The sequence below is a fragment of the uncultured Roseobacter sp. genome (genome assembly GCF_947488185.1).
Lineage (GTDB): Bacteria > Pseudomonadota > Alphaproteobacteria > Rhodobacterales > Rhodobacteraceae > Roseobacter.
The window spans coordinates 118,071-139,179 of sequence record NZ_CANKYM010000005.1 but is presented as its reverse complement, the minus strand read 5'-3'; the positions used below and the strand labels follow the sequence as shown (position 1 = coordinate 139,179).

At 61.0% G+C, this 21,109-nt stretch carries 22 protein-coding genes; 5 read left to right on the top strand and 17 right to left on the bottom strand.

Annotated features, from left to right (window positions below):
• The first annotated feature begins 17 nt into the window (after window positions 1-17).
• Together Q1A52_RS18785 and gluQRS are read left to right on the top strand one after the other, a co-directional pair.
• A complete protein-coding gene (locus Q1A52_RS18785; protein WP_300018946.1) occupies window positions 18-632 on the top strand; it encodes a class I SAM-dependent methyltransferase in 615 nt (204 codons plus the stop codon).
• Entirely contained in the window at window positions 629-1,519 is an 891-nt protein-coding gene (gene gluQRS, locus Q1A52_RS18780) for a tRNA glutamyl-Q(34) synthetase GluQRS (RefSeq protein WP_300018943.1), read from the top strand. Before Q1A52_RS18785 ends, gluQRS begins: the two co-directional genes overlap by 4 nt.
• Here gluQRS and hisI read toward each other — a convergent pair.
• Window positions 1,505-1,876, bottom strand: a complete 372-nt coding sequence (gene hisI / locus Q1A52_RS18775) for a phosphoribosyl-AMP cyclohydrolase (RefSeq protein ID WP_300018940.1) — start codon at window positions 1,874-1,876, stop codon at window positions 1,505-1,507. The two genes, gluQRS and hisI, sit on opposite strands and share 15 nt — an antisense overlap.
• A gap of 77 nt (window positions 1,877-1,953) precedes the next feature.
• On the opposite strand from hisI, the gene Q1A52_RS18770 reads away from it, so the two are divergent.
• Both Q1A52_RS18770 and Q1A52_RS18765 read left to right on the top strand, forming a co-directional pair.
• Window positions 1,954-2,406 carry an iron-sulfur cluster assembly scaffold protein gene (locus tag Q1A52_RS18770; protein ID WP_300018937.1) on the top strand — a complete coding sequence of 151 codons (453 nt, stop codon included), beginning with the start codon at window positions 1,954-1,956 and terminating at the stop codon, window positions 2,404-2,406.
• A 73-nt stretch (window positions 2,407-2,479) separates the two neighbouring features.
• Window positions 2,480-3,874 (top strand): methyl-accepting chemotaxis protein, encoded by a 1,395-nt coding sequence (locus tag Q1A52_RS18765; RefSeq protein WP_300018934.1) that lies wholly within the window; start codon window positions 2,480-2,482, stop codon window positions 3,872-3,874.
• A 191-nt stretch (window positions 3,875-4,065) separates the two neighbouring features.
• On the opposite strand, the gene Q1A52_RS18760 is transcribed toward Q1A52_RS18765, so the two are convergent.
• The 5 genes from Q1A52_RS18760 to Q1A52_RS18740 all read right to left on the bottom strand — a co-directional run bounded on the left by Q1A52_RS18760 (window position 4,066) and on the right by Q1A52_RS18740 (window position 9,730).
• Window positions 4,066-4,194: a hypothetical protein gene (locus Q1A52_RS18760; protein WP_300019537.1), complete on the bottom strand. Its 129-nt coding sequence runs from the start codon at window positions 4,192-4,194 to the stop codon at window positions 4,066-4,068.
• Window positions 4,195-4,291: 97 nt separating this feature from the next.
• On the bottom strand, window positions 4,292-6,382 hold the full coding sequence (recG, locus tag Q1A52_RS18755) for an ATP-dependent DNA helicase RecG (RefSeq protein WP_300018931.1): 2,091 nt from the start codon (window positions 6,380-6,382) through the stop codon (window positions 4,292-4,294).
• On the bottom strand, window positions 6,379-8,523 hold the full coding sequence (gene ligA, locus Q1A52_RS18750) for an NAD-dependent DNA ligase LigA (RefSeq protein WP_300018928.1): 2,145 nt from the start codon (window positions 8,521-8,523) through the stop codon (window positions 6,379-6,381). Before ligA ends, recG begins: the two co-directional genes overlap by 4 nt.
• Window positions 8,524-8,633: 110 nt before the next feature.
• A complete protein-coding gene (gene ctrA, locus Q1A52_RS18745; protein ID WP_195821941.1) occupies window positions 8,634-9,353 on the bottom strand; it encodes a response regulator transcription factor CtrA in 720 nt (239 codons plus the stop codon).
• Between the two features lie 98 nt (window positions 9,354-9,451).
• A complete protein-coding gene (locus Q1A52_RS18740) occupies window positions 9,452-9,730 on the bottom strand; it encodes a DUF1153 domain-containing protein (RefSeq protein WP_195821940.1) in 279 nt (92 codons plus the stop codon).
• A 124-nt stretch (window positions 9,731-9,854) separates the two neighbouring features.
• Between Q1A52_RS18740 and mnmA the strand changes: the two genes are divergently transcribed.
• The gene (gene mnmA / locus Q1A52_RS18735; protein WP_300018925.1) at window positions 9,855-10,997 is read left to right on the top strand and encodes a tRNA 2-thiouridine(34) synthase MnmA; all 1,143 of its coding nucleotides are present in this window, start codon (window positions 9,855-9,857) and stop codon (window positions 10,995-10,997) included.
• 69 nt (window positions 10,998-11,066) lie between these two features.
• Here mnmA and lpxB read toward each other — a convergent pair whose 3' ends face one another.
• The 11 genes from lpxB to Q1A52_RS18680 all read right to left on the bottom strand — a co-directional run bounded on the left by lpxB (window position 11,067) and on the right by Q1A52_RS18680 (window position 21,109).
• Entirely contained in the window at window positions 11,067-12,251 is a 1,185-nt protein-coding gene (lpxB, locus tag Q1A52_RS18730) for a lipid-A-disaccharide synthase (protein ID WP_300018922.1), read from the bottom strand.
• Window positions 12,251-13,042: an LpxI family protein gene (locus tag Q1A52_RS18725; protein WP_300018919.1), complete on the bottom strand. Its 792-nt coding sequence runs from the start codon at window positions 13,040-13,042 to the stop codon at window positions 12,251-12,253. The genes lpxB and Q1A52_RS18725 overlap by 1 nt, the downstream gene beginning before the upstream one ends.
• Complete coding sequence (gene lpxA / locus Q1A52_RS18720) at window positions 13,042-13,824, bottom strand: acyl-ACP--UDP-N-acetylglucosamine O-acyltransferase (RefSeq protein WP_300018916.1); 783 nt, start codon at window positions 13,822-13,824, stop codon at window positions 13,042-13,044. Before lpxA ends, Q1A52_RS18725 begins: the two co-directional genes overlap by 1 nt.
• 6 nt (window positions 13,825-13,830) lie before the next feature.
• Window positions 13,831-14,301 carry a 3-hydroxyacyl-ACP dehydratase FabZ gene (gene fabZ, locus Q1A52_RS18715; protein ID WP_300018913.1) on the bottom strand — a complete coding sequence of 157 codons (471 nt, stop codon included), beginning with the start codon at window positions 14,299-14,301 and terminating at the stop codon, window positions 13,831-13,833.
• A 39-nt stretch (window positions 14,302-14,340) separates the two neighbouring features.
• A complete protein-coding gene (locus tag Q1A52_RS18710) occupies window positions 14,341-14,484 on the bottom strand; it encodes a hypothetical protein (protein ID WP_300018911.1) in 144 nt (47 codons plus the stop codon).
• Window positions 14,462-15,025 (bottom strand): OmpH family outer membrane protein, encoded by a 564-nt coding sequence (locus Q1A52_RS18705; protein WP_300018908.1) that lies wholly within the window; start codon window positions 15,023-15,025, stop codon window positions 14,462-14,464. Before Q1A52_RS18705 ends, Q1A52_RS18710 begins: the two co-directional genes overlap by 23 nt.
• 4 nt (window positions 15,026-15,029) lie before the next feature.
• Window positions 15,030-17,288: an outer membrane protein assembly factor BamA gene (gene bamA / locus Q1A52_RS18700; protein ID WP_300018905.1), complete on the bottom strand. Its 2,259-nt coding sequence runs from the start codon at window positions 17,286-17,288 to the stop codon at window positions 15,030-15,032.
• 261 nt (window positions 17,289-17,549) lie between these two features.
• Window positions 17,550-17,681, bottom strand: a complete 132-nt coding sequence (locus tag Q1A52_RS18695) for a hypothetical protein (RefSeq protein ID WP_299783429.1) — start codon at window positions 17,679-17,681, stop codon at window positions 17,550-17,552.
• 101 nt (window positions 17,682-17,782) lie between these two features.
• Window positions 17,783-19,135, bottom strand: coding sequence for an RIP metalloprotease RseP (gene rseP, locus Q1A52_RS18690; protein WP_300018902.1), 1,353 nt, complete (start codon window positions 19,133-19,135; stop codon window positions 17,783-17,785).
• A 3-nt stretch (window positions 19,136-19,138) separates the two neighbouring features.
• Window positions 19,139-20,311, bottom strand: coding sequence for a 1-deoxy-D-xylulose-5-phosphate reductoisomerase (gene dxr, locus Q1A52_RS18685; protein WP_300018899.1), 1,173 nt, complete (start codon window positions 20,309-20,311; stop codon window positions 19,139-19,141).
• 3 nt (window positions 20,312-20,314) lie between these two features.
• A complete protein-coding gene (locus Q1A52_RS18680) occupies window positions 20,315-21,109 on the bottom strand; it encodes a phosphatidate cytidylyltransferase (RefSeq protein ID WP_300018896.1) in 795 nt (264 codons plus the stop codon).

The following is a 21,109-nucleotide window of genomic DNA, read 5'->3' as shown; positions in this document are numbered from 1 at the left end:
CCGGTTACCCTTGGGCCATGACACAAAAATTTCTGGACAAGGTCTACGACGCACGCGACGCGGATGAAACCCGCACTCTCTACAACGACTGGTCTGCCAGCTATGACGCCGAAGTCGGCGGTCAGGGGTATGCAACACCCGGCAGATGTGCCGATGCTCTGGCGCGATTCATGAAGGATCAGACCCTGCCGGTGCTGGACTTCGGCTGCGGCACCGGGCTTTCCGGGCTGGCGCTGAAGCTTGCCGGGTTTGCCACCATCGACGGTGTGGATCTGTCAGAAGAGATGTTGGCCAAGGCCCGCGCCAAAAGGCTATACCGCACCCTCACGGTGATCGAGGCGGATGCGCCGCTCCCCGTCACGCCGGGCGACTACGCCGCGATTGCCGCCATCGGTGTGATCGGCGCCGGGGCGGCCCCCATTTCGGTTTTTGACGACCTGATGAACGCGCTGGCACCGGGGGGTTTTCTGGTTCTGTCGCTGAATGATCACGCCCTGCAGGACCGCGCAAACGAAGCCCGACTCTGCGAGTGGATCGACTGCGGTGCCGCGCGTCTCCTGTTTCGCGAAAGCGGCCCGCATCTGCCCGGTATCAACTTGAACTCCAACGTCTACGTGCTTGAGAAAAATTGACAACCCGCACCCGGTTTGCCCCGTCACCGACAGGGCCTCTGCATCTTGGTCATGCCTTCTCGGCGCTTGTTGCCTACGACATGGCCCATGGGGCAGAGGGTGAATTCCTGCTGCGGATCGAAGATATCGATACATCACGTGCCCGACCCGCCTGGGAGGCGCAGATCTATGAGGATCTGCAGTGGCTCGGCCTCGACTGGCCGACGCCCGTGTTGCGACAGTCGGAGAACATGGCAGCCTATGAAAGCGCCCTGGACCGGCTGTGGCAAGCTGGCCTGCTCTACCCCTGCAGCTGCAACCGCCGGGATATTCTGGAGGCGATGTCCGCCCCGCAGGAAGGTGCGAGCCTGCCGATGGGACCCGATGGGTTGATCTACCCCGGCACCTGCCGGGATACCCCCCGGGGCCCCGGTACAGAACGTCCCCGGGACAGCGCGCTGCGGCTCGATATGCGCCGCGCCGTGGCGCAGCGCCTCTTTGCCTTTACCGAAACCGGTGCGGGGCCCGGGGGTGAAACCGGCCTGATCACCGTGACGCCCGATCAATTGATACACCACGTCGGAGACGTGGTTTTGTCCCGGCGCGACATGGGCACCTCTTACCATCTCTCGGTCGTGATGGACGACGCGGCGCAGGGCATCACCCATGTCACGCGCGGCGCTGATCTCTTTGAGGCGACGGCGATTCATGTCGTGCTGCAGAACCTTCTGGACCTGCCGATACCGCTTTATCATCACCACCGGCTGATCCGGGATGAGGCTGGCAAGAGGCTGGCCAAGCGCGACGACGCGCGCGCGCTGGCCACCTACCGCGATCAGGGTCTGCAGCCCGCTGACATTCGTAGCATGCTGGGCCTGCCCTCGACGGCAGGTTCACAGGGGCTGTGACAGCTCCACCTCACCGGCTTCGGACAAGCCCGTATAAAAACAGCTGCGCCGTCCGGTGTGACAGGCCGCGCCCACCTGCCGGACCTGCATCAAAAGGCAGTCGCGGTCGCAGTCCACGCGCATGTCCACCAGCGTCTGGTGATGTCCGCTTGTCTCGCCCTTGACCCAAAAGGCCTGCCGCGACCGACTCCAATAGGTGACCTTGCCTGTCGTAAGTGTCTGCATCACACTCTCGCGGTTCATCCAGGCCATCATCAGCACCTCGCCATTGTCGGCATCCTGCGCAATTGCCGGGATCAGACCAGCTTCGTCGTAGCGCAGGCTATCGGGGTCGAAGGGAACGGGATCGTGAGACATGCGAAAAACCTTTTTGCATCTGCTGCGTCAGGACTTATGTATGAAAGTCGAAAACAACGGAAGGCCATCTGGGTCCCATGTCTGGCGAAAACGATCTGATCAAACTCTATTCCGGCCGTATTCTGGCCCTTGCGGCGGATATCCCGCATTTAGGACAGCTTGATACGCCGATGGCGCGGGTCAAGAAACGCTCGCCCCTCTGCGGTTCTGCCGTCACGGTCGATCTGAATGTCGAGAACGGACAGGTCAGCGCCTATGCGCAGGATGTAAAGGCCTGTGCGCTGGGGCAAGCGGCGGCTGCCGTCACGGGCGGTGCGATCATTGGCCGGACCCTGCCGGAGCTTGAAGCGGCGCGTGACGCATTGCGGGCCATGCTGAAAGACGCAGGCTCGGTGCCCGCCGCCCCCTTTGACGGGTTCGAGGTGTTGGAACCCGCGCGGGACTACAAGAACCGTCACGCCTCCATCCTGCTCAGCATCGAGGCGGCCTGCGAAGCAATGACACAGGCGCTTCAAGCCGACTGCGCCTGAGATCAAGACGTGTATTAGCAATTTTTAAGTAAATTCGTGACAGTAAGTTCCGCAGGCAAATCTGCGGGGCAGCATGAACATCCAACCTCAGTTTGACGACAACAGGCATGCGGATCGGTTGACGCAGGCCGCGGCAGCGCTTGGATACGAAATCGTCGATATTGCCGGGTTTCTCGATCTGGTCGAGAAACACGCAAGGGCGCAGCGCCGGGGGTTGAGCGTGCTGGATGAGCGTGCCAGCGAAATGGGCAAGGCCAATTCCGATGTGCGCGACGCGGTGCAGACCATGGCGCAGAACACCGACGAGACCGCCCGCGATGTGAAATCCTCCGCCGAACTGGTCCGGACAACGGGGGAAAAGACCCGCAGTGTTGCCGGATGGGTGCAGGATCTGTCCCAGAAAACCGAAGCGGTCGGCGACACACTTTCAGCGGTGAAAACCAACAATCAGCAGATTGCCGGCATTGCGACGCAGGTAAACACGCTGGCGATCAACGCCAAGATCGAAGCGGCCCGCGCCGGGGACGCGGGGCGGGGCTTTGCCGTGGTGGCCGATGCCATCAATGAGTTGTCGCAGAAAACCCGCGATGCGGCGGTCGGAATCTCCAACAACATCGAATCCCTGGCGGGCTGGATTTCAGAGCTTGGCAAGGAAGCGAGCGGGATCGCGACACAGGCCGCTGACGTGCTGGAAAATGCCGGTGGCACGGACACGGCGCTCAGCCGGATGGAGACCTCGATCACGTCGGCCAACCAGCAGGCGCAGCGGATCGCCGAGCAGGCAGAGCGTATGCATTCCGCGATGTCGGATTTCGAGCCCGCCCTGAAGGAGATCGACACCGCCGTGCAGTCAACCTCTTCCGGTATCGAGAAGACCCATGAACGGGTGTTGCGCCTGATCGACACCTCGGAGACGATTGTTCAATCGACTGCCCTGTTGGGCGGCAATTCCGTGGACACGCCTTTCATTCAACGGGCGCAGAGCCTTGCGCGCGAGTTGGGTGACCGCCTGGAGGACGCGGTGGAGAGCGGGGCCGCCACGATGTCGCGCCTGTTTGACCACAACTATCGCCCGATCCCGGGATCCGATCCGGAGCAGGTCATCAATGAGTGTACCGAAGTGATGGACCGTATCCTGCCGCCCTTGCAGGAACCGGTTCTGGAGATGGACAGCAAGGTCGTTTTCTGTGCAGCCGTCGATACAAACGGGTATCTGCCGACACATAACCGCAAATTCTCCCATCCGCCCAGCGACGATCCGGTGTGGAACATGGCCCATTGCCGCAATCGCCGCATTTTCGATGACCGGGTCGGGCTGAAGGCGGGGCGCAACACCGAGCCGTTCCTGCTGCAGGTTTATCGCCGGGACATGGGCGGCGGTGAGTTCAAGATGATGAAAGATCTGTCCGCGCCTATTTTTGTGCAGGGCAGGCACTGGGGCGGGTTACGGCTGGCCTACACTTTCTGACACCTCTGCGAAAAAAAACGCCGCACGCCCCGAGCAGGACGGCGGCGTCAGGTTAAGCGTCTCTCGCGGGGGAGTCCTGTACATGCGGCAGGGGGAAGACCCTGATGAGACGTGGAACAGGCAGTGTTCGTCTCAAGCACCGGATTGGGAAAAGTGCTGGCACATACGAGGCGCGAGATCGCAGGCAGAAATCAGGTAACAGACGGCAGGTGTAACCCCACCACAAGCATCACGATGAGTGCCGTTGCCCCTGCTGCATCCTGAAGCAACGTCGCGTGAGATCGCGATGCGATGTCTTTGATCTGTAGCAGTATGGACATGACAACCCTCCGTTCTGTTGCCTCTTTGTTCTCACAATTTTAATCAACTGTAAAGAACTTAATGAGAACATTCGCGAACAAAAGTGCTTTGGTTCGCCTAACCGACTGAAATCAAACGGATCGCTTCTTCCTGCCGCATCAGCCAAAGCAGCAGGCGCGCAGCCTTCCCCCGCCCGCTCTCCAGCTTGGGATCATCAGAGAGCAGACGCCGTGCATCCGTCTGCGCAACCGCCATCAACCCGGCCTGCCGTTCCAGATCAGCCACGCGAAAGCGCGGCAGTCCAGACTGCGCCGTCCCGATCAGGTCCCCCGCCCCCCGCATCTGCAAGTCGGTCTCGGCAATGACGAAACCGTCTTCGGTCTCGCGCAGCACCTCCAGCCGCTTGCGACCGTTTTCAGACAGCGGCGATTGATAGAGCAGGAGACAGGTGGAGGCCGCTTCCCCGCGCCCCACACGGCCCCGCATCTGATGCAATTGCGCCAGGCCAAAAGTCTCTGCCCGTTCGATGACCATGATCGTCGCATTGGGCACGTTCACGCCGACCTCGATCACGGTCGTCGCCACCAGCACCTTGGTTTCACCGGCAACAAATCGGGCCATGGCCGCGTCTTTCTCCGCAGCCGGCATTTGCCCGTGCACCAAGCCGACGACCCCTTCGCCCAAGGCGGCGCGCAGCTGTTTGAACCGGCCTTCTGCCGCCGTGAGATCAACAACCTCACTTTCTTCCACCAGAGGACAGACCCAATAGCATTGGCGCCCGCCCTCGATCACCGCGCGCAGACGGTCGACCACTTCCTCCATCCGGCCCGTGCTGATCAACGCGGTTTTGATGGGTTTGCGCCCGGGGGGCTTTTCATCGAGTACAGAGACATCCATGTCCCCATATTGGGCCAGCGACAGTGAACGCGGGATCGGCGTGGCCGTCATCACCAATACGTCGACCGCCTGCCCCTTGCGTCCAAGCTCCAACCGCTGCCGGACACCAAAGCGGTGCTGTTCGTCAACGACCGCGAGGCGCAGGTCAGCAAAATGAACATCCGCCTGGAACACCGCGTGGGTTCCGACGAGTATCTGGATGCCACTGCGGGCCAGCGCGTCGAGCTTGCGCCGCCGATCCGTGCCCTTATCGCGACCCGTCAAAACCTCCAGCACAACCCCGGCCTTCTCGGCAAGGGGTTGCAGGGATTCAAGGTGCTGTCGGGCCAGGATTTCAGTGGGGGCCATCAGGACCGCCTGCCCGCCCGCCTCCACCGCGCGCAACAGCGCCATGAAGGCAACAAGTGTCTTTCCCGCCCCCACGTCGCCCTGCAGCAACCGGTTCATCCGTGTCTCGGCGGCCATGTCGGCATTGATTTCGACAATCGCCCGGTCCTGCGCGCCCGTCGCCAGGTAGGGTAGCGAAGACATTACCCTGGCTTGCAAATGACCTTCACCGTGACTGGCGCGCCCGGGCTTGCGACGTTCGATCGAGCGCGCGAGCGCCAGGGTCAATTGATGTGCCAGCAACTCGTCATAGGCCAGCCTTTCCCGCGCGGGTGCCGTCGCTGCCAAATCGTCCAGCCGCGCCGGGCTGTGCGCCGCCTGTACTGCTTTGACAAAATCCGGCCAGCCAACGCGCGCCTTCTGGGTCGGATCAATCCATTCCGGCATGTCCGGTACAAGACTTGCCGCAGCACGTGTCGCCTTGAACATCAGTTTTTGCGTCACACCGGCAGTCAGTGGATAAACCGGTTCGAAATCAGGGAGTTGCGCAGAATCCGCCTCTGCGACGATATGATCGGGGTGCACCATCTGGGCGATGCCGTCAAACAATTCGACCCGCCCGGAGACCACGCGCCTGCTGCCCTCCGGCAGCGTTTTTTGCCAGTAGTCGCCGCGCGCATGAAAGAACACCAGTTGAAAGGAGGTCTCCGCATCCTGCACATGAATCCGGTAGGCCCCGCCTTTTGTTCGCGCCGGTGTGTGCGTACCGATCTCTACGGCAACTGTCAGGGTCGCAGGCAGCGCTGCGTCCTGAATGGTCGACCGCAGATGCCGATCAATCCCCGACTGCGGCAGGGTGAACAGGAGATCGCGCGGCGCTTCGACCCCAAGGGCCGCCATATGAGTGGCCGTTTTGGGCCCGACGCCCTTCAGCGTTTGCACCTCCGCAAACAGGGGGTAGAGACATTCGGGCCGTCCGCTCATGCGTCCGAAATCAAGGTCAGCCAGCCATCTTCGTCCAGCGTTTCAATGCCCAGATCGGCGGCCTTTTTGGCCTTGGACCCCGCCCCCGGCCCGGCAACCAGAATGTCGGTCTTGGCGGAGACGGAGCCCGATACCTTCGCGCCCAACCGCTCGGCCCGTGCCTTGGCTTCCGCGCGGGTCATCTTTTCCAGGGTGCCGGTAAAGACCACGATTTTTCCGGCAACCGGGCTGCCATGCGTGTCAGGTCGGGCGACCGGCTGCACATCCAACTGCGCGATCAGGCGATCAATCGATGCCCGCTCCGCCGGTTGCGCCAGCGTATGCACAAGTGACCCAGCCATGACCGCGCCGACACCATCGATGTCGATCAGATCCTGCCAGGCCGCGCCCTCCTGATCCTGCGCGGCTTGAATCGCGGCATCGAACGCATCCCATGTTCCATAGTGCAGCGCGATGAGGTTCGAGGCCGCCTCGCCCACATGCCTGATTCCAAGAGAAAAAATCAGGCGGGACAGGGAGATATTGCGTTTCTCGTCAATGGCGTCGAAGAGGTTATTCGCCGATTTTTCCCCCCACCCTTCGCGGTTCTTCAGCTGCTTCATACCGGTGCCGAAGTGCTCCTTCAGACTGAAGATATCTGCGGGTTCCTTGATCCACTTGTCGCCGTAGAATTGTTCGACCTGCTTTGCACCCAGTCCTTCGATGTCAAAGGCCGCTCGGGAGACGAAGTGCTTGAGCTTTTCCACCGCCTGAGCCGGGCAGATCAATCCGCCCGAACACCGCCGTACCGCATCCCCCGGTTCCCGCAGAGCATCGCTGTCGCATTCCGGGCAATGGGTGGGAAACGCGTAGGGTTGTGCATCATCGGGCCGTTTGCTGAGATCGACATCGGCGACCTTCGGGATCACATCCCCCGCGCGGTAGACCTGAACCCAGTCGCCGACCCGGATATCCTTGCCCCCGCGAATGTCGCCTCCCTTGTTGTCACGCCCTGCGATGTAGTCTTCGTTGTGCAGCGTCGCATTGGAAACGACGACCCCGCCGACGGTCACCGGGTGCAGGCGCGCGACGGGCGAGAGCGCACCGGTGCGCCCCACCTGAATGTCGATGGCCTCCAGACGGGTCCAGGCCAGTTCAGCCGGAAACTTATGCGCAATCGCCCAGCGGGGTGTTGTGGATCGAAAGCCCAGTCGTTCCTGCAGCGCCAGGTCGTTGACTTTGTAGACGACCCCATCGATGTCATATCCAAGCGTCGCGCGCTGCGCCTCGATTATCTCGTAATGCGCTACAAGTTCCGACGGTCCGGCGCATGTTCGGGTCAATGGGTTTGTTGCAAAGCCCATCTCAGCCAGACGCTCAATGGCCTCCATTTGAGTTGTGGCCAGAGGTTCAGACAGGGCGCCCCAGGCATAGGCAAAGAAGCGTAGGGGCCGCGCGCGGGTGATACTGGCATCGAGCTGCCGTAGGGATCCCGCAGCGGCATTGCGCGGATTGGCGAAAACCTTGCCGCCTGTCTCGGTCTGACGCACATTCAGAGCTTCAAAGTCCGGGTGGGACATGTAGACCTCTCCACGGATTTCCAGCACCTCGGGCGCCTGTGCAATTTGCGTTGGGATATCACCAATCGTGCGCGCATTGGCCGTGACATTTTCACCGATAGAGCCATCGCCCCGCGTCGCTGCCTGCACCAGTTTCCCGTTTTCAAACCGCAACGACAGTGAAAGTCCGTCGATCTTGGGTTCGGCGGTGTAGTCCAGTTGTGTCTCTTCCTGGATACCCAGATATCTGCGGACGCGGCCATCGAAGTCAGCAATGTCTTCGGCGTCAAATCCATTGGAAAGCGAGAGCATCGCAACCGCATGCTCTACCTTTGAAAAGCCCTCGGACGGGGCGGCACCAACCTGATCCGTCGGGCTGTCCGCACGTTTGAGATGAGGGAATCGCGCTTCAATGGCGATGTTGCGCTTTTTGAGCGCGTCATACTCCGCATCTGAGAGGTCCGGGGCATCGGCACCATGGTAGGCTGTATTTGCCTGCGCCAGCACTTCCGACAGCCGCGCCAGTTCTTTCTTTGCGGCGTCTTCGTTCAATTCTTCGATTTCTGCCAGAGACGCCAAGACCTGCCCCTTTCCTTGTCGCATACCCGATTAGATATGCGGAGGTCCGGGTCAGGTCCAGTTCATTTCGTTTGGAAGACTTCACTGCGTCGGGTCCGGCACAAGCCCCCTTGGCCGGACCATACAGCGAGTGATTAAGCGCCGACTGCCAGCCGTTGCGGATCATCGACCTGGTTCGGTTCAGGATCCCGCAAAACGTAGCCACGCCCCCAGACGGTTTCGATATAATTTTCGCCACCTGTCGCGGTGCTGAGTTTCTTACGCAGCTTGCAGATGAAGACGTCGATGATCTTCAACTCAGGTTCGTCCATGCCGCCGTAAAGGTGGTTCAGGAACATTTCCTTCGTCAAGGTCGTGCCTTTCCGCAGCGACAGAAGTTCCAGCATCTGGTATTCTTTGCCCGTCAAATGCACCGGTTTGTTGTCCGCACTGACGGTCTTGGCATCCAGGTTCACCGAAATCAGGCCAGTGTCGATCACGGATTGGGAATGCCCTTTCGAGCGTCGGATAATTGCATGAATGCGGGCCACCAGTTCTTCCCGGTGGAATGGCTTAGTCAGATAGTCATCCGCCCCGAAACCAAAGCCTTTGATCTTGTTTTCCGTATCATCCGCACCCGACAGGATCAAAATTGGCGTCTCGATACGTGAGAGCCGCAACTGACGCAGCACCTCGTGTCCATTCATGTCCGGCAGATCGAGATCAAGCAGAATCAGATCATAATCGTACAGTTTTGCAAGATCGATCCCTTCCTCCCCCAGATCCGTCGCATAGACGTTCAGATTGGCGTGTGTCAGCATCAGTTCGATGCTCTTCGAGGTTGTGGGGTCGTCTTCCACTAGCAGTACGCGCATGATTTTCTCCGCATCGGGTGAACGTTTACATCGGAATTAACCGTGAAGAAAAAAGGTTAATCACACGTTACCGTCTGCAAGAATCTTACGCGAACAACTTATGGTTGTCTATATTTTTGTAAGGCTGTGGCCTTCAGGGCATCTTCACCATGCTCTGAAACAGCCTTTACCCACTCGTGAAATTCATCTTCACTGATCTGATAGCGCTTCAGCGCATCGCTCTGTGTGATCAACCCATAGGCCACACCACGGACGACCGCAGCTTTGCGTGATGCCACCCAACGTTTCGTACGCGCAGGCGGCAGGTCGGCCTGTGTCATGACACTACCGTCCGCCAGTGTTACCGATCGTGGCCCATCCACTTTCTTTAGATACATCACTCATACCCGTTCTTACTCTGTTGGACAGACCTTGACGCGAGGGCCTTAAAGACCGATGAAGCGCGCTCTTGAGAGTAATTAGGATTTTCCTATATTTCCTCAGAAGTCCCGGAGAACCCTAATGCCGCTTGATCAAAAGCCCCCTTTGAATTCGCTTGGCTTTGCCAAGGCGCCCGCCGACACGCGGGTTGTCGTAGCGATGTCGGGCGGCGTCGACAGCTCTGTTGTTGCAGCTATGCTGGCCGAAGAGGGCTATGACGTCGTGGGTGTGACCCTGCAACTTTACGATCATGGTGCCGCGCTGGCCAAGAAAGGCGCCTGCTGTGCCGGGCTTGATATTCACGACGCGCGGCGGGTGGCCGAGACGATGGGTTTTCCGCATTACGTACTGGATTATGAGAACATTTTTAAAGATGCCGTAATTGACGAGTTCGCAGACAGCTATCTCGGCGGGGCAACACCGGTGCCCTGCATCCGCTGCAATGAACGTGTCAAGTTCAAGGATCTGCTGGAAACGGCCAAGGATCTGGAGGCCGATTGCATGGCGACGGGGCACTACATCCAACGCAAGACAGGCGCGCAGGGAGCGGAGCTGCACGCCGCAGCCGACAGCGTCCGCGATCAGAGCTATTTCCTGTTCTCCACCACGCCAGAGCAGCTCGAATTTCTGCGCTTCCCACTGGGTCATCTGGCCTCCAAAGGTGACACCCGCGCATTGGCGGCAAAATACGGACTGAGCGTGGCAGACAAGCCAGACAGTCAGGACATCTGCTTCGTGCCCAATGGCGATTATGCCTCGGTGATCCGCAAGCTGCGGCCGGAAGCGGCCGATCCCGGTGATATCGTGCATGCGGACGGGCGCGTGCTGGCGCGCCATGACGGTGTCATTAACTATACCATTGGTCAACGCCGCGGTCTGGGAATCGGCGGGCTGGCTGAACCACTTTATGTGGTAAAACTCGACGCGGACACGAAAACCGTGGTGGTTGGACCGAAAGACATGCTCGCCACCCGCACCGTGCCGGTCCGCGAGATCAACTGGCTGGGGGATGCCCCCTTCGAGAGCCGCGCCGAATGGCACCTCGCGGTCAAGGTGCGCTCCACCCGCCCCCCGACCGAGGCCATCATCCGCCCAATCAGCGCAACAGAAGCCACGGTTGAACTGGTGACACCCGAAGAAGGTGTCTCGCCCGGACAGGCCTGCGTTTTCTACGACCCCGACAGCAGCCGCATCTATGGCGGCGGCTGGATTCACAAGGGCTGACATCCCGATAATGTCCGCCGGTCCGGCACGCGGCAAACTGTTTGACCCGTCAGGGTCAAATGCATGGTGTCAGGCGTCAGCCTGTCCTTTTGGTAAAACCGACCCCAGACGCGCGAGAACGGCGCGGGCGGCGCGCAGGCCGGGGTCTTCCCCGTCTTCACCCAACCGCTGCATGGTCACCTCCATCGCCGCCTGCTGGGCTTCCGGGTCTTCCATCTGTTCGATCAATGCCGCGCCTATGGCCTCCGGCTCGCACGCAGGACCGAGGTATTCCGGCACCACGCGGGTGTCAGAGACCAGGTTGACCAGCGTGACCGTATCAATCAACGCCATCGCCCGGATCATCCGGAACGTCAGCCAGTTCATTTTATAGGCAATGACCATGGGCGTGCGCGCCGCCGCCAGCTCCAGTGACACCGTGCCCGAGGCCGCAAGCGCCACATCCGCTGCCCGAAAGGCCGCACGTTTCAGTGCGCCCGCAGCCTCAAGGCTCATGCCGCTTGGGTCCAGCACAATCGGCGTCACGGGCCAATCGGCAACCTCTTCACGGACCAGATCCGCCACGGGGGCTGCGGCCGGCACAACGACTTTCAAATCCGGATGGCGGGCGCGCACGGGCGCGATCGACTGACCAAAGACTGAGGCCAACCGCGAGACCTCGCCGCGCCGTGACCCGGGCAGAACCAAAAGCAAGGGTGCGTCCCCGACCCCATGGTCCGTGCGAAAGGCCTGTGCATCTTCAGAGGTTGCCCGCGGTTCCGCTACAACCGGATGCCCCACGAAATCGCAGACCATGCCATCCACGGTCATCAAAGGCGGCTCGAATGGGAACAGCGCCAGGACATGGTCAATGCACCTGGCCATCTTCTGCGCCCGCCCTGCCCGCCAAGCCCAGACAGTTGGTGCCACGTAGTGTACGGTGCGCACGGTGCTTGCGGCCTTGACCCGCCGTGCCACCCGCAGGGAAAAATCCGGACTGTCGATGGTGATCAGCACGTCCGGCGCCGTCTCTACCACGGCCGCTGCCGTCTCGTTGATCCGGGCCATCAGGGCGCGATACTTGGGCAGGATTTCGGCGATCCCCATGACGCTCAGCTCTTCCATCGGAAAGCGGCTGACCAGGCCCTGGGCCTGCATATCCGCACCGCCAATGCCATCAAACTGCACGTCCGGGCGCAGGGCCTTCAAGCCCGCCATCAGCGCACCTCCCAGCTTGTCGCCCGAGGGTTCCCCCGCGATGATAAAGATGCGCATCAGCCCGGCGCGCGGGCCCAAAGCACCAGCCCCGCCGCATCCGCAGCGGCCACGGTGGCCTCAGGCTCCAGCATCAGCACCCCACCCGCCTCGACAACCACGCCGGCCAGCCCGGCCTCCGCCAACACGCCGATGGTCTCCGGGCCAATGGTGGGCAAGTCAAAACGCCGGTCCTGTCCCTCTTTCGGCCCCTTGATCAGGATCGCACGCGCTTGGGCAGCCCCGCCCGGCAGGGTTTTCAGCATATGATCGGTGCCGCCCAGGGTTTCGATGCCCCAGACCTGCCCCTTACCCACGACACATCCCTGCCCCACGTCCAGCGGTGCCAGCGCGGCGAGCACCTCGCTGCCCCGCGCCATGTCGGAGGTCATCTGGTCATTGGGTTGTGCCAGGCTCAGCACGCCTTCGGGCACCAGAAGATCCGGGGACAGATCATGCGCGGCGCGCACCAAAAACCCCCGATCTTCAAAGATGCCGATCACACCACGCAAGGCACCATCGTCCCCTGCCGCGATGGCCTTCATGATTACCGGCACCAGCGGCAGGGTCGCCGCATCAAGTGCTGCGGGGTCGATGGGCGGGCGTTCGATCCCGCCGCAAAAGCAAACCTCGCGCACGCCGCGCGCCTCCAGATCGGCCAGCAGCGTACCCAGATGCTCCAGCCGAAAGAGGATATCCGGCACCACGCCCTCGGGTTCAAACCCCTGAAGAACGCACATCAGCGGCCTTTCGGACATCGCGTCGGCAATACGTGCAGGCAGGTTCCCGCGTCCAGACACAAGCGCCAGCATCAGCGCGGCGTCAGGAAATGGCGGTCACTGCCGGCGAGGATGAAATCGACAATCTCGCGCACGTAGTCGCTGGTTGTTTCATCCGCCAGACGGCGTGCCCGGTCGTGGAACGTGCCTTCACCCTGCGCCAGCATCTGGAACGCAGCCCTGAGTGCTGTGATATCACTGCGTGCCACCCCGCGCCGTTTGAGGCCTACAAGGTTCAGCCCGTCCAGCTCGCCGCGGGGGGCCTGCACCAACCCGTAGGGGATCACATCATTGGTCACCATGGTCACGGCACCGATGATCGCGCCACGCCCGATGCGCACGAACTGATGCACCCCGGAGAGGCCACCAACGATGACGTCATCCTCAAGGATGCAATGCCCGGCGATGGCCACGGAATTCACGATGATACAGCGATTGCCGATGACCGCGTCATGGGCAATGTGGCAGCCCGCCATGAACAGCCCGTCATCGCCGATGCGGGTCACCCCGCCGCCGCCCTCGGTGCCGGAATTCATCGTCACATGCTCGCGGATACGGTTGCGTTTGCCGATGATCAGCTGGCTGGCTTCGCCTTTGAATTTCAGGTCCTGCGGGATCTCGCCAATCACCGAAAACGGGAAAATCACCGTCTCTTCCCCGACGTCCGTGCGGCCGGTGACAACCACATGGCTCTTCAGTTCCACACCCGCAGCCAGGCGCACCTGCGCGCCCACGCAACAGAACGGCCCGACCCGGGCCCCCGGATCGATCTGCGCGCCGTCTTCGATCACCGCGCTGGGGTGAATATTGCTCATCTGCGGCTACCCCAGATCCATCATCGCGGTGAATTCGCATTCCGCGGCCATCTCGCCATCAACCGACGCCACACCGCCAAAGCGCCAGACCTTGCCACCGGGCTTGCCGCGCAGGGTCTGCAGTTGCATCTCCAGCACGTCGCCGGGCCCCACCTTGCGCCGGAACTTGGCCTTGTCAATGGCCATAAAATAGACCTTCATGTTCTTGTCCGCCATGCCCAGCGTCACGCCGACCATCACCGCCGCAGTTTGCGCCATCGCCTCGATGATCGTCACGCCGGGCATGATTGGCAGGCCGGGAAAGTGCCCCTGAAAATGCGGTTCGTTCATGGTGACGTTCTTGATGCCCGTGGCCGACGCCGTACCCTGGATATCGACAACCTTGTCGACCAGAAGAAAGGGATAGCGATGCGGGATAATGCGCTGGATGAGCTGAATATCGGCGCTGGTCACGGGACCGGCTTCGGCGCTTGTCATGTTAGGTGTCCTTTTGTCCTCAAGGGCTTGACCCCTTGCCTAGCAATTCAGCCGCAGCGGAGCAAGCACGGTGGTGTCGGCCTCCATTGTTTCGCGGTGCAGTGTCACGCCCTGCTCCGTCGGCGCGACGTCCGGCGCGGCATGTCGTTCATCCTGTGGATTACTCTGAAACGCCTTCGCCATCGCCCAGAACGGCGTTAAGCCGTTCAATCGCCGCACGGGTCACATCAATGGCGTTGGAGCTGAGAAAGACGGAGCGTTTCTCCAGGATCACAGCTGCCCCCGCCTCCCGCATCAGGCGCTCCAACACAGGGGCCGCAGCGTTGAGAAAAACGCCGCGCCGTTCCTCAAAGGCAAGATTGAGCTCGCGGGTTTTTGCATCCTGAGTGCGCCGGGTTTTCTGAACTTTTTCGTCAAACGCATCCGCGAGCAGCCGAAAAGCTGCCGCCTCCATCGTGGCGCGTTGCTCGGTGAGCTCCCGTTCCTCTGTTTCGAGGGCTTCCTCGATGCGCCGGTTTTCAGCTGCCAGTTCTGCCCCGCGCGCCTCAAATTCAGCGACCATACGCTGGCCAAAATCGCTTTCCGCAAAAAGACGATCCGCATCGATGGTCAGGATCGGGCTTTGCACCGGCCCAATCCGCTGCGCCTGCACAGGTCCCGGAAGAGCGGCGGCGGCCAGCCAGACAGTTGTGAAAACCGCCAGAATGCCCGCCAACCGCGTCATCGGACTAGAACGACGTGCTCAGCGTCAATTCGAAAGTCTGGTCGCGGTCGAAATCTTCCTTGCGGATCGCATCAGTGAAGTTGAACCGCAGCGGACCCACAGGCGTGTTCCACAGGATAGCGAAGCCGATCACGTGGCGGAAGGACCCACCCTCACCGACAATAGTGCCTCCGGAGGTATTCACGTCGCTGAGGTCCCAGAAATTACCCACGTCATAAAAGAGGCCACCCGTGATGCCATATTCTTCGGGCAGACCAAGGGGAAATTCCGCTTCGAACCGCGCTGCAACGTAGAGGTTGCCGCCCAGAGGATCCTCACCGCTGACGGAAAGATCGCGCGGGCCGATCCCGCCGGGTTCAAACCCGCGAATGATGTTGGTGTTGTTCAGGAACCGGTCCACGGCCCGGTTGGTGCCGTCGCTCCACGATAGGGCACCGCCTTCCAGTGACGCGCGCAGGGTCACCTCTTCGTTCCACACTTTGGTTTCACCAATCGCACGGGCGACTGTCTTGATGTACTGCGCATCACCTCCCAGCCCGGCAAAATCCTGCGAGAACTGCAGCAGGTACCCGGAGTTCGGATTGAGGCCGCCAATACGGGTATCATAAGTCAACTGGTAACCAACCGCGCTGCTGGACTGTGCGCCGACGGCAATCTCGTTGCCGATGACCGCGCCATTTACCGGCGTTTCGCGCGCCGTCATTTCAGACTCTTCAGCGGTATAGCGCAATTGCAGGGTCGAATTCTCGCCCACCGGGAATGTCAGTGACGGCTGGAAAATAAACCGGTCAGTATCATAAGTGGTGAAGGAACTGTCCGTCTCGGCGATGTCAAAGCGGAGGCCAAACGTCAGATCGCGTCCCAGAAAGGCAGGCTCTTCGAAGGTCACGCCATAGCGCCGCGATTCCTCTGCGGTCGCGACGCTCAGGCTGAGCCGCTGCCCACGCCCAAGGAAGTTCTGTTCCGCAAACCGGATCGCGAACCCGAGACCGTCGTTGTTCGAGAAGGACGCACCGAAACTGAAGGACCCGGTCGGCGCCTCCACCACGTCCACATCCACAACAACCTGATCCGGTGTCGACCCTTCGCGCGCGTTCACCTCCGCCGTTTCAAAATAGCCAAGGGCGCGGATCCGTTCCGCCGCCTCGCGGATTTCGCGCGGATTGAAGGGGTCACCTTCAACACTGTCGAACTGACGGCGCACCACCTGATCGAGGGTCGTGGTATTTCCTTCGACATCAATACGTTCGACAAAGACGCGCGGGCCGCGGGTCAGGACATATTCGATGTCCAGTTCAAGATTGCGGTCATCCCGCGTCACTCGCGGTTCGACACGCAGAAAATCGACACCATCCCGTATGGCTTGGCGTTCCATGCGTGCGATATCGTTTTCCAGCAGGGTCGGAGAGTAAACGACCCCGGGCTTGATCTTCACGATATCGCGGTAGACCTCGGAGTCCGCCCCGGGCACGTTACTGGTGACGTTGATTTCGCCGAACCGGAAGCGTTGACCTTCCTCTACGTTGAACACGAGGAAATAGCCGTCGCGCTCTTCGGTTAACTCAGCGTTGACGGAATTCACCCGGAAATCGATGTAGCCGCGCGACAGGTAGAAGTCGCGCAACAGCTGCCTGTCAAATTCGATACGGTCTTCGACCAGCAGGTCAGACCGCACAACTGCGCGGAAGAACCCCGCCTGCTTGGTCTCAAGAACACGGCGCAGGCGGCGGTCGGAATATTCGCGGTTGCCGACAAAGCTGAGGCGTTCAATCTCAATGGTGTCGCCTTCGAAAATCTCGAACACCAGATCGACACGGTTGTCAGAGCGGCGAATGATGGTTGGGGTCACCTTTGCGGCAAGCCGACCCTCGCCTGCATAGGCATTCGCTATGAGTTCGGCATCCCGTTCCACCTGTGCCGGGTTGAACACACGTCTTTCGTTGGAATTGATGGCGGCGGCCAGCGCTTCGTCATCAAGACGGTTGTTTCCTTCGAAACTGATACGGTTGATGGTGGGCAGTTCAACCACGGTAATCCGCAAGCCGTTGCCTTGTGGATCGAATGTCACTGTCTCGAACAGTCCGGAGTCGATCAGGCGTTGATAGGCTTCATTCAGCTGCGCCGCGCTGATGGTCTGACCGCGGGCGATTCCTGCACGGGTCAGGATGGCGGCGTCACCAATTCTGATGTTTCCGTCGATGGAAATCGAGTTGAGCGTCACCTGCTGTGCCAGAGCTGGCGTCGCCGATGCCATCCAGGCCATTGATAAAGAAAGACAAAAGCCAGTTGCTCGCAGTGTCGATGTCAGTGTTTTAGATTGCCCGAAAAAACGTGGGCCTGCGCCCAGTTTGCCCCAATTCATGACCTGCCCCGATCCTCAGTAAATTATGCTTATCTGAGTACCGAGAATGACAGGTCTTGTCAAAACCATGTGGGTAAAAATCGGCCTGCAACTACATACGCACCTGATGCAGGTTTGCAGGGGACGTCAGTGCAGGCGCACAAAGGCGCATTTTCGGGAAATTCAGCCCAGAATTGTGCTCAGCCAGGCGCCAGCGCCCAAAGCCAGCGAAACGGTGCCAATATAGAGGGCACGATCCCAATTGAGATCCATCAGCAGGCTGAGGCCACGATAGCTATTTTGAATCGCTTGCATTGCATCTCTCCACTTAGGTGGAAGCAGAGATACGCTTGGATTACGGCGCGAGTTTGGCCAATTGTGGCGTAATTATGACATTTGCACATGCCGACCCTGTGTCATGGGCAGAAAATATCGTTTCCTAGGGCAAAAATCATCAACGTCAGAACCATCGCCAGACCAATGCTCATCAAGACCCGCAACGCGCGATCGCTGGGCGGCTTACCCGTCACCGCTTCATAGGCGTAAAACACCAGGTGACCACCGTCCAAAGCGGGGACAGGAAAGAGATTCAAAAGCCCCACTGCCGTGCTCAGCACCGCGATGAACCAGATGAACGATTGCGCGCCTTGGCTCGCCATGGCGCCGGAGGTTTGTGCAATACCGATGGGACCGCTCAGATTGCAGGTGCTGATCGCCCCGGTGATCATATGGCCAAGACCGCTGAGCGAGCCTTCGATGATCCGCCCCGTTTGGCGAACGCCACTCCACAAAGCCTCGCCCACGCCAGGGGTGTCGGTTGCCGGTTCAAAGGCCAATCCACCTGCGATACCGATCCGCCACTGCGTGGCGAACCCGCCATCCGCCTGCGGCTCATCCACCCGCTTGGGCGTGAGGGTTACACTAATCTCATCTCCCGCACGCCACACGCCCAAGGCCAGAGGCGCGCCGTTGCCTCCTTCCACCGCCTGCTTCAGTTGATCGAAAGCAAAGATCGGCGTGCCATCAATGGCGATGATCACATCGTCCACCTGCAGCCCTGCTCCCATCGCCGCGCTTTGCGGGCTGACCGCCGAGACCAGCGGCGGCAACAGATAGGCACCGGACACAACAGTTTCCGAACCATCGCGGCGTATGGTGTAGTCCAGCACGGGTTCCTGCGGCAGAGTATCGATGAAATCAGAATAGGCGCCCGTATCTTCCGTGCTGGGAATCGGCACCCCGTTGATGCCCACGACTTCATCGCCGGTTTGCAACCCGCGCGCCTCGACCGGCAGGGGGCGCAATTCGCCAACCGTCAGCGGGTCCCGCGACACGCCACTGGTCACAACAACCGCTGCAAAGACAAGGATAGAGAGCGCGAAGTTGAAGATCGGGCCAGCGGCAACGGTGGCCGTGCGCGCCCAGAGCGGCGCACCATGCATGGTGCTGCGCAGGCGTTCGGGATCGGCCTCTGCTGCGGCCATGGCCTCTTCATCCTTGCCGGAGGCTGCATTGGCGTCACCAGCGAATTTCACGTAGCCGCCAAAGGGAAGCGCCGCGATCTGCCATTTGGTCCCGCGCTTGTCCATGCGCGCGTAAAGCACCGGCCCGAAGCCGAGCGAGAATACATCCGCGTGGATGCCGGACCAGCGCCCGACTATATAGTGGCCATATTCATGGATCGCCACGATCACCGAGAGCGCCACCACAAAGGCAACGATGGTCCAGATCAGCCCGCCAAACTGGGGGATCAGCGCAAAAATATCCAAACTTTAACCTGCTCTCTTGTGAATGACCCGCGTGGCCTCTTGTCGTGCCAGATGGTCCACTTTGGCGACGTTATCAAGGGACATGGTGGCATCAATATGACCGCGCGGCGCTGACATCTTCGTCAGAACGTCTTCGACAATCGCCGCCATATCGTTAAAGCCGAGTTGCCCGGCGATGAAACCATCCAGCGCGGTTTCCTTGGCCGCGTTAAACACGGCACCCGCGAGCCCGCCTGCCTGCATCACCTCGCGGGCCAATCGCAGCGCGGGCCAGCGGGTCTCGCAGGGGGCGCGAAAGCTCAGCTGCCCGATCTCTGCCAGATCCAGACGCGCCACCGGCAGATCGCGCCGCGTGGGCCAGTGCAGCGCGTAGCCGATGGCGTGGCGCATGTCGGGCGGACCCACATGTGCCATCAGCGCGCCGTCACGAAAACCGACCATCGCGTGGATCATCGATTCCGGGTGCACCAGCACCTCGATCTGCTCTGGCTCAACGCCGAAAAATTCACGCGTTTCAATCAGTTCCATCGCCTTGTTGAACATGGAGGCGGAATCGATAGTGATCCGTTGTCCCATGTCCCAGTTCGGGTGGCTGGAGGCCTGGTCGAGCGTGGCATTGGCCAGGTCTTCCATCGGCCAGTCCCGGAACGCGCCGCCGCTGGCAGTGATGATGATCCGCTCCACTGCGGCCATATCCTCGCCCACCAGCGCCTGAAAAACCGCCGAATGTTCGCTGTCCACCGGCAGCAGACGCGCGCCATGCGCCTTAGCGGTCGACAACATCAACTGCCCGGCGCAGACGAGGGATTCCTTATTGGCCAGCGCCAGGGTGCTGCCCTGCTGCAAGGCGGCCAGACCGGGGGCGAGCCCTGCGGCCCCCACGATGGCCGACATGACCCAATCGGCTGGACGCGCTGCGGCCTCTGCAATGGCCTGTGATCCGGCTGCGGCCTCGACCCCACTGCCGTCCAGGGCTGTGCGCAGGTCTTCCAGCAAGTGACTATGGGCCGTGACCGCCACATCCGCGTTCAGACGCCGCGCATCTTCGGCCAGTTGCGCGATATTTCCGGCGCCGGTCAGCGCCACCACGTCATAGGCGTCGGGGGCGCGGGCGATCAGATCAATGGTGTTCTGGCCGATGGAGCCGGTTGCCCCGAGGATGCTGACCCGCCGCATCCGCTACCTCAGCATCATCGGCGACCCGATCAGCGGTCCGCCAATGATCAGCAGGAACACGGCCGCCCCAAGCATGCCGTCGAAGCGGTCCAGCAGGCCACCATGGCCAGGGATCAGATTGGAGCTGTCCTTGACCCCGACGCGCCGCTTGATCGCGCTTTCGGCGATATCGCCCATCTGGCTGGCCATGGAAACGGCGATGGAGACGCCGATCAGCTGGGGGCCCGCGCCGGTGTTGGCCATGAAGAGCGTGCCGACAATGGCCGCCCCGACCCAGCCAAACCCGGTGCCGGCCCATGTTTTCTTGGGGCTGACGCGTGGCCAGAACTTGGGTCCGCCGATCAGACGCCCGGCGAAGTAGCCCACCACATCCGTGGCCACCACGACCAACACCATCCAGAGCATCCAGTTGAAGCCGAGATCGTCGCGCACTGCCATCATGCCGAACCCGGCCAGCAGCACCATGACCGTGAAGACCATGTAGATCGTGCGGAACTGCGTGAGCTGCCCAAAGCCCACCAGCGCAGAGGCCAGCAGGATCGGCAGGGCAAAACCGGTCGGCAAATAGATGGCCAGCAGCAAAGCGGCCCCGGTCAGCGCGCCCAGTTGCAGCGCGGCCATGCGCGGCGCGTGGATCATCACCGCCAGTTCCCAGATCATCACGCCGCAGATCATGGCAACCATCACGTGAAAGACGTGCCCACCGGCCCAGACCCCAAGCAGGCCCAGCACCACCATTGCCGCCCCGGAGCCCATCCGGGTTGCAAGATCAGACCACTTCTCCCCCACCTCGCTCAT

Coding starts and splice junctions, on each gene's coding strand:
- Q1A52_RS18785 (WP_300018946.1), top strand. CDS start 18: ATGACACAAAAATTTCTGGACAAGGTCTACGACGCACGCGACGCGGAT.
- hisI (WP_300018940.1), bottom strand. CDS start 1,876: ATGTCTCACGATCCCGTTCCCTTCGACCCCGATAGCCTGCGCTACGAC.
- Q1A52_RS18770 (WP_300018937.1), top strand. CDS start 1,954: ATGTCTGGCGAAAACGATCTGATCAAACTCTATTCCGGCCGTATTCTG.
- Q1A52_RS18765 (WP_300018934.1), top strand. CDS start 2,480: ATGAACATCCAACCTCAGTTTGACGACAACAGGCATGCGGATCGGTTG.
- Q1A52_RS18760 (WP_300019537.1), bottom strand. CDS start 4,194: ATGTCCATACTGCTACAGATCAAAGACATCGCATCGCGATCTCACGCG.
- recG (WP_300018931.1), bottom strand. CDS start 6,382: ATGAGCGGACGGCCCGAATGTCTCTACCCCCTGTTTGCGGAGGTGCAA.
- ligA (WP_300018928.1), bottom strand. CDS start 8,523: ATGCGACAAGGAAAGGGGCAGGTCTTGGCGTCTCTGGCAGAAATCGAA.
- ctrA (WP_195821941.1), bottom strand. CDS start 9,353: ATGCGCGTACTGCTAGTGGAAGACGACCCCACAACCTCGAAGAGCATC.
- Q1A52_RS18740 (WP_195821940.1), bottom strand. CDS start 9,730: ATGTATCTAAAGAAAGTGGATGGGCCACGATCGGTAACACTGGCGGAC.
- mnmA (WP_300018925.1), top strand. CDS start 9,855: ATGCCGCTTGATCAAAAGCCCCCTTTGAATTCGCTTGGCTTTGCCAAG.
- lpxB (WP_300018922.1), bottom strand. CDS start 12,251: ATGCGCATCTTTATCATCGCGGGGGAACCCTCGGGCGACAAGCTGGGA.
- Q1A52_RS18725 (WP_300018919.1), bottom strand. CDS start 13,042: ATGCTGGCGCTTGTGTCTGGACGCGGGAACCTGCCTGCACGTATTGCC.
- lpxA (WP_300018916.1), bottom strand. CDS start 13,824: ATGAGCAATATTCACCCCAGCGCGGTGATCGAAGACGGCGCGCAGATC.
- fabZ (WP_300018913.1), bottom strand. CDS start 14,301: ATGACAAGCGCCGAAGCCGGTCCCGTGACCAGCGCCGATATTCAGCTC.
- Q1A52_RS18710 (WP_300018911.1), bottom strand. CDS start 14,484: ATGGCGAAGGCGTTTCAGAGTAATCCACAGGATGAACGACATGCCGCG.
- Q1A52_RS18705 (WP_300018908.1), bottom strand. CDS start 15,025: ATGACGCGGTTGGCGGGCATTCTGGCGGTTTTCACAACTGTCTGGCTG.
- bamA (WP_300018905.1), bottom strand. CDS start 17,288: ATGGCCTGGATGGCATCGGCGACGCCAGCTCTGGCACAGCAGGTGACG.
- Q1A52_RS18695 (WP_299783429.1), bottom strand. CDS start 17,681: ATGCAAGCGATTCAAAATAGCTATCGTGGCCTCAGCCTGCTGATGGAT.
- dxr (WP_300018899.1), bottom strand. CDS start 20,311: ATGCGGCGGGTCAGCATCCTCGGGGCAACCGGCTCCATCGGCCAGAAC.
- Q1A52_RS18680 (WP_300018896.1), bottom strand. CDS start 21,109: ATGAGCGAGGTGGGGGAGAAGTGGTCTGATCTTGCAACCCGGATGGGC.